10 protein-coding genes and 1 tRNA gene are annotated in these 6,712 nt (G+C 29.5%); 5 read left to right on the top strand and 6 right to left on the bottom strand.

The genetic code is table 11. The features are described 5' to 3' along the window. Positions 1–404, bottom strand: a 404-nt coding sequence (locus tag BG20_RS10045; RefSeq protein WP_010194810.1) for an AAA family ATPase, incomplete at its 3' end; no start/stop codon positions are given. A 73-nt stretch (positions 405–477) separates the two neighbouring features. On the opposite strand from BG20_RS10045, the gene thpR reads away from it, so the two are divergent. The 3 genes from thpR to BG20_RS10060 are packed head-to-tail and all read left to right on the top strand — an operon-like array spanning position 478 to position 3,084. Then, complete coding sequence (thpR, locus tag BG20_RS10050) at positions 478–1,020, top strand: RNA 2',3'-cyclic phosphodiesterase (protein WP_010194811.1); 543 nt, start codon at positions 478–480, stop codon at positions 1,018–1,020. Then, a complete protein-coding gene (gene cca, locus BG20_RS10055) occupies positions 1,017–2,348 on the top strand; it encodes a CCA tRNA nucleotidyltransferase (protein ID WP_010194813.1) in 1,332 nt (443 codons plus the stop codon). The genes thpR and cca overlap by 4 nt, the downstream gene beginning before the upstream one ends. Then, positions 2,323–3,084 carry an RIO1 family regulatory kinase/ATPase gene (locus BG20_RS10060; protein ID WP_010194815.1) on the top strand — a complete coding sequence of 254 codons (762 nt, stop codon included), beginning with the start codon at positions 2,323–2,325 and terminating at the stop codon, positions 3,082–3,084. The genes cca and BG20_RS10060 overlap by 26 nt, the downstream gene beginning before the upstream one ends. On the opposite strand, the gene BG20_RS10065 is transcribed toward BG20_RS10060, so the two are convergent. Beyond that, positions 3,085–3,158 (bottom strand) — tRNA-Pro (locus BG20_RS10065). 56 nt (positions 3,159–3,214) lie between these two features. Between BG20_RS10065 and BG20_RS10070 the strand changes: the two genes are divergently transcribed. Continuing rightward, on the top strand, positions 3,215–3,430 hold the full coding sequence (locus tag BG20_RS10070; RefSeq protein ID WP_010194817.1) for a hypothetical protein: 216 nt from the start codon (positions 3,215–3,217) through the stop codon (positions 3,428–3,430). Here BG20_RS10070 and BG20_RS10075 read toward each other — a convergent pair. Further along, positions 3,425–4,573, bottom strand: coding sequence for an NAD(P)/FAD-dependent oxidoreductase (locus BG20_RS10075; RefSeq protein ID WP_048097230.1), 1,149 nt, complete (start codon positions 4,571–4,573; stop codon positions 3,425–3,427). The genes BG20_RS10070 and BG20_RS10075 overlap by 6 nt on opposite strands. A 1-nt stretch (position 4,574) precedes the next feature. Then, complete coding sequence (locus BG20_RS10080; RefSeq protein WP_010194821.1) at positions 4,575–5,315, bottom strand: SDR family oxidoreductase; 741 nt, start codon at positions 5,313–5,315, stop codon at positions 4,575–4,577. A gap of 119 nt (positions 5,316–5,434) precedes the next feature. Between BG20_RS10080 and BG20_RS10085 the strand changes: the two genes are divergently transcribed. After that, a complete protein-coding gene (locus tag BG20_RS10085) occupies positions 5,435–5,659 on the top strand; it encodes an AN1-type zinc finger domain-containing protein (RefSeq protein WP_010194823.1) in 225 nt (74 codons plus the stop codon). Positions 5,660–5,667: 8 nt separating this feature from the next. On the opposite strand, the gene BG20_RS10090 is transcribed toward BG20_RS10085, so the two are convergent. After that, positions 5,668–5,952 carry a hypothetical protein gene (locus tag BG20_RS10090; protein WP_010194825.1) on the bottom strand — a complete coding sequence of 95 codons (285 nt, stop codon included), beginning with the start codon at positions 5,950–5,952 and terminating at the stop codon, positions 5,668–5,670. Positions 5,953–5,983: 31 nt separating this feature from the next. Next, on the bottom strand, positions 5,984–6,478 hold the full coding sequence (locus BG20_RS10095; RefSeq protein ID WP_010194828.1) for a DNA replication complex subunit Gins51: 495 nt from the start codon (positions 6,476–6,478) through the stop codon (positions 5,984–5,986). Positions 6,479–6,712: the final 234 nt, after the last annotated feature.

Consider the following 6,712-nt stretch of genomic DNA (forward strand, 5'->3'; position numbering starts at 1 on the left):
TTTTCTTTTGTTTTGGGATCATCAGATCTTCCTCTTTGTTTTAGAAATTCAAATCGAGTATTAATGGATGCATGTATTGCAAGGAGTTTAACTGTTCCATATTTTCGTAATACATCTATTTCAGCGTTAGATCTTATTCCATCAATTATTATTACATTAGATTTTGAATTTGTAATCTGTGGTACTACTAATTCTGCAACCGCACCCTGACCATTTTTTTCTCGTAATTCAAGCATGAGTTTACCTAGATTAGGTCCGGTTGGATCAAGGTTTCTGTTTTTAGCTTCAGTTCTCACTATGTTTCCCATATTAATAATGTCATAACCTTTTTTTTTCAGACCGTCAGCAATTGTTGATTTTCCAGCTCCAGGCATCCCAGTTAAACAAACAATTAGTTTTGTCAATATTATAACAAAAATATGGCTGGTCTATGAAGCTACCGGAAATTATTTTAAAACATAATCAAAAGAAAAATGCATGAGAGTTTTTGTAGCAATTGAAATATCATCTGATAAAATAATTGATTCAATTTCCAAATTTCAATCTGAAATTAACATAAATGCTAAATCGATAGAACCACATAACCTACATTTTACATTACAATTTTTAGGAGAAATTTCAAAAGATATGCTTGATCATGTAAGTAGAGCATTAGATTCTGTTAAATTTTCAAAGTTTTCTGTAAATTTAAAAAATATTGGTGTTTTTCCAACACAAAAATTTCCAAGAATAATCTGGGTTGGAACTGATGAAAATGGAGGAAAATTACTAGTAGAATTAGCAAAGAAAGTAGAAAATGCACTTACTCCATTAGGTTTTACTGTTGATAAACCGTTTAAACCTCATATCACAGTGTTTAGAATTAAAAACAGGATTGGAGATATTAGCAAAGAAATGGATAAATTCAAATTAATTGATTTTGGTATACAACAAATTTCAGGATTTAAACTTAAACAAAGTGTTCTAAGTTCAAAAGGACCCACTTATACAGATTTAATGGAGGTAAAAGCAATATCATGAAAAAAATAATTTCTAGAATTGGAATGTCTGTAAATCCTTCTAAAAACACAATAAAAATAAAAAAACAAATTGCTGATGAAGCCTTTTCCCTAGTTAAAGAGCAGGTCAATAATTATCCTGAGTTAGTAGGACTAGAATTTGGTGGTTCCTATGCAAAAGATACTTGGTTATCTAATGAAGCAGATGTTGATATTTTTATTAAATTTAAAAAAACAATTACTGATGAAAAATTTGTAGATATTTCAAAAAAAATTGGATTTGAATCAATGAAAAAATACAAACCTTATGTAAGATATTCTGAGCATCCTTATGTAGAAGCCAAAATTAAGAAAACTAAAATCAACATAGTACCTTGTTATGACGTAAATTTAGGAGAATGGAAAAGTTCTGCTGATCGTTCACAATTCCATACAAAATACATGCAAAATGCACTTACACCTAAAATGAAAAATGAAGTTAGAATTCTTAAAACATTTCTAAAATCAACTAAAATTTATGGATCAGAAATTGCTAAACAAGGTTTTAGCGGTTATGTGTCAGAAGTTTTAATTTTAAATTTTGGAAGTTTTGAAAATGTAATAAAATCAATTGCAAAAATTCAACCAAATCAAATAATTGGAAATGCATCAAAAACATTTGAAACACCAATTGTAATTATGGATCCTATTGATAATAATAGAAATTTAGCTGCTGCAATTTCAAATGAGAATATAGGAAAATTTGTTCTTGTTTGTAGAGCTTTTCAAAAAAATCCTACTTTACAATTCTTTAAACCTAAAATATTAAAACCATCAAATAAAAATATTGAAAACGTTCTCGTAGTTAAATTTAATTTCAAAATGAGAAGTCCGGATATTATTTGGGGACAAATTAAAAGAGCTACAACTTCATTAGCAACACAATTAGAATTAGGAGGCTTCAAAGTTTTACGCTCAAAATCGTATTCTGATGAACAAAATGAGGCATGTTTATTATTTCTTCTAGAATCAACCAAGATTGCAAAAAATTATTCTAAAAAAGGTCCTGAAATCTTTAGAGAAGATGATTGTAATAGTTTTATCCTAAAAAATATTAAAAAAACAGAATTAATGTGGATTAGTGAAGATAAAAAAATTATTTCACTTGAGAAACGAAAACATGATGAAGCGTTAAAATTTATGAATGAATTTCTAAAAAATAATCTTCAAACAGGCATTCCCAAAGGATTACAGGCTGACTTTATGAAGGGATTCAAAGTGTTTGTAGGAAATAGAAATTTAAGCAAATCAATTAAAGAGGCAATTTCGGATCTAATTTCAACTGATGGAACAATCTTTTATTCCAATTAAAAAACTTGTAAAAGAACCATATTCAAAAATTCTTGGTTATCCCAAAGCTAATTCACGTCAACTTAAATCTAGAGTTACTGAGTTAGAAAAATTAAAAATAAAATCAGTGTTATTTACTGGACCTACAACAATTGGTAATTTACAAATTCTAGGAAAGGGTTATGTCGGTGTAGTTGTTTTAGCAAAGAAAAAAAATGACATTATTGCATTAAAGATTAGAAGATTAGATTCTCAAAGAAGTGAGATGAAAAGTGAAGCAGATTTGCTTAGTATTGCAAATACAGTAAGTGTTGGACCAAAATTATACAGTGTAAGTAAAAATTTTTTAGTAATGGAATATCTAAAAGGAGAAAAAATAGAAGATTGGATATTATCTCTAAAAGGAGTTGGAAGTGCAAAGAAACTAAAATCTGTGATTAGAACAGTTTTAGAAGATTGTTATAGATTAGATCAGATAGGATTTGATCATGGTGAGTTAAGTAGTATTTCAAAACATGTGATTGTTGATAAATCAAGGTCAACTTTGATTGATTTTGAAAGTTCTAGTGTTAATAGAAGAGTATCAAATGTAACATCAGTAACTCAGGCTATTTTTATTGGATCAGGAATTGCTAAAAAAGTTCAAAGAATTTACAAAATTGCACAAAAACAAAAAATTATCGATGTTTTAAGAACGTACAAACAGGAACAAACAAGAGAAAGTTTTGATAATATTTTAAAGATATTAAAATTGTAATGGGGCCGGCAGGAATTGAACCTGCGACCACTAGTCCCCCAGACTAGTATCATACCAAGCTAGACTACGACCCCTCATGGAAGAGGCACAAAATGAAATTATTAAATCGTCGGGTTATTATTGATAATTAATGAAAATTTGTAACATTTGTCATAGAATTTCTGGAACTGATCAGGATCATCTTGATTGTATCCAAAAGATAAGAATAGAAAATGAAGATGAAAATTTTAAACAAAATATTCCTGAAAAATTAGATTTAGCAAAAGATACTTTAGGTTTGGGTGTTGAGGTAAAAGCGATTTTAGAGCATCTTACCAAAGAAAATAAAAAAGAAAATTCATCATAACCATTTAGTAAGTCGTTCTTTTTCAAATTGTAATTTTTCATCAAGATGTTTAGCTGTAGATTCAGTTAGATTTGTTGAGGGTTTTGGTTCAGAAAACATATCTACTTCAATTAAAGATGCAGTATTTCTTCCTGATTCAATAAAACATCCTCCTTTTCCATCAAATAAAGAAAATTCATTTTTAGATTCTATTTTTGAAATTATATTTTGTGCTACTGTTATTGCTTCTCCCTCTGCAAATATACCTGCTTTAGGTACTGATGCTGTTTCATTTACTGCTAAAGTTGTTACGTCTCCAACTGCATATACATCTTCAAATGGAGTTTTACATTCTCTATCAATTAAAATAAAACCACCTTCCTTTGCTAATCCTGATTCATAAATTACTTTAGGAGCAATGTGTGGTGGTATAGCAAGAAGTAAATCGAATTCCGCTTCTCCATTTTGAAAAATTAATTTATTTTTTTCCACTGATTTAATTTTACACGAATCATGAAAAATAATGTTTTCAGAGTTTATCAAATTAAGTATTTGTTGACTTATTTCTATACCAGCTACTGGCAATGTTATTGGTGCAGGACTGTACAAATGAATTTCAATTGAGTTTCTGACTTCTTCTTGTCTTAACATTGAATCAATCAATAAACTAGCCTCAAATGGAGCAGGTGGACATTTGTAAGGCATTCCCATAATAGATATAGCAATCTTACCAGACTTTATTTTTTTTATTTTATTATGAATTTCAGTTAACTGATTGTGATCATAAAGATTCATTCCATTTTCAGATAACCAGGGGATTTTTTCAGGAGCTAATACTGCACCCATTGCAATAATAAGAAAATCATATGACAGGATACCATTTCCGATTTCAATGTTTTTGTTATGAAGATTAATTTTAGTTATTTCTTCTTTTATGAAATTGATTTCTTTTTTTCTAAGCTCATTTAATGAGCCAATTGAATTTTCAAATGTTCTAGTTCCATTAATAATCCAAAGTTTGGCAAAGCCAACCATAAACCAGTCTTTTTTGTCAACTACGGTTATCTTGATTTGAGATGCTGGAAGATTTTTTCTAATTTCATTTGCTGCAGCTAATCCACCAAAACCTCCACCAAGAATCAACAAATGTGGAATATTATACAATTTAACGATCTTGTGTAGTTGGTCTGATTAAAATTTCATTTACATTAACATGTTTTGGTGCTTCTACTGCATAGACAATGGCATTTGCAATATCTTCAGCTTGTAATGATTCCATTTTTTTGGCACTTTCAACAAATGCCTGTAATGATTCATCAGTAATTGTGTTAGTTAGTTCCGTTGCAACTACTCCTGGTTCAATACATGTTACTCTAATGTTCTTTCTAACGCTAAGTTCTTGTCTTAGTCCTTCACTAAATGCTGTAATTGCATGTTTAGTTGCACAATAAACACTACCTGCAGGAAAAACTATTCTTCCAGCAACTGATGAGATGTTAATTATATGACCAGTTTTATTTTCAAGCATATGTGTAACAACTGCTCCAGTACAATACAATACACCTTTGATATTAACATCAATCATTTGATCCCATTCATCAACTTTCAAATTTTTGAAAAAACTCAGAGGCATCAAGCCTGCATTATTTACTAAAATATCCACTTTATTCCATTTTTTTAAAACATTTTCAACAAATGAATCACATTCATTTTTTTTGGTTACATCCAATTTTTGAGAATAAACCTCTCCACCATTTTCTTTAATTATTTTTTCTAATTTAGAAAGCATTTCAGTTCGTCTAGCACCAATAGCAACTTTTGCTCCTGCTTTTGAAAGTGCTAACGCTGTAGCAAAACCTATTCCACTACTTGCTCCGGTTATGATTGCTACTTTATCTTTAATCATCAAAATTCACTTATTCATTTTTAATTTTTACATTGTAAAAACGTTTACTTGAAATTTTAAAAATCAAATTTAAAATGATATGTTTACAAGTTTAATAGAAGAAAAACTGTACAATAATTATGAAGCCTGAGAAGTGTGCTTATTGTGGAGATATGGCAGACATGCCATTTCAGTGTAATTACTGCAAAGATCCATTTTGTTCTGAACATAGACTTCCAGAAGAACATAGATGTGTGAAGCTATCTCAGATTAGAGCTCAAAGGTTTGGAGAGAGAAAAGTGATTAGAGACGGTGGACCAAATAAACAAAACGTATTCAAACGAATGTTTAGAAAATTCAAATAGTTAAAAATCTAATATGGACTTTTGTCTGGAGATATTTTTGCACGTCTTCCTTGATAGATTAATGCTATAGCCAGTGCAAACATAACCATTGCAGTTAAAGGAAAATTTTGTGGTGCTGGTAAGACAAACCAATAGTAAATTCCAAATCCAATTGATACAACAGCTTGCGACCAAAGCTTAATCCATTTTGGAGTTTTAACTGCTCTACTAATTGCTTCTACAATAAAGATACCAATTACTGGATAAATCGTATAAAATAGAAAATCAATAACATCTACTCCTGTGTGTGTCATAAATTAGAATTGTTAGAGGTCTAATTTCTATCTAATCTTCCCAACGAACTTTAGTTGCAATATTTTTAGCAATTAGTGCTTGAGCATTTTCATATGGAATTGTTGCAATATCTTCTGTTTTGAAAGGTCCATATTTTTCTAGATCAGCCCCTATAATTTCATCAACTTCTTGAAGAAATCTAATTACTACAGTTTTGGTTTTATGGTTTTGAGAAATCGATTCAAGGAATTTTGATTTTCCGTTAATTATTGCAGATAGTATCATTTCAGTTCTTTCTCTTTGTTCTTCTTGAGCATCAAGGATAAATTTCTCTTCGTCTAATAGATTTTTAAAATTCATATCTTCTAGTCTAGAAATTTTATCTAATCTAATGTTAATCAAAAGAGATGTTAATTCTGTAGATGTATCAATAATGGCTTCTTTAATTTTACTTTCTACTCCATCAAATTCTTGTTTTTTTAAATCACCGAATAAAGTCTGAAAGAATTCTATAGAAATCAGGATCAATTTCTTGAATTGTATCATTTTCGGTTTCTCTTAGGACTATATGGTGTAATTTGTTAAGATCGATTTGGTTTGTTTCTGACATTTCTTACCTAATCCTTAAATCTCGGATGTATTTGTGTTTGATTGAAGCATAAAATTGCCCTATAAAGTTAGCCATGGAAAAGCAATCCAAGTAACATATTCGCCTGATGAAGTTTTTGCTAGAATTCAACATGAAGGAATTCAATTTATTGATCTACAGTTTACTGGTCT

The sequence above is a fragment of the Candidatus Nitrosarchaeum limnium BG20 genome (genome assembly GCF_000241145.1).
Taxonomy (GTDB): Archaea; Thermoproteota; Nitrososphaeria; order Nitrososphaerales; family Nitrosopumilaceae; genus Nitrosarchaeum; species Nitrosarchaeum limnae.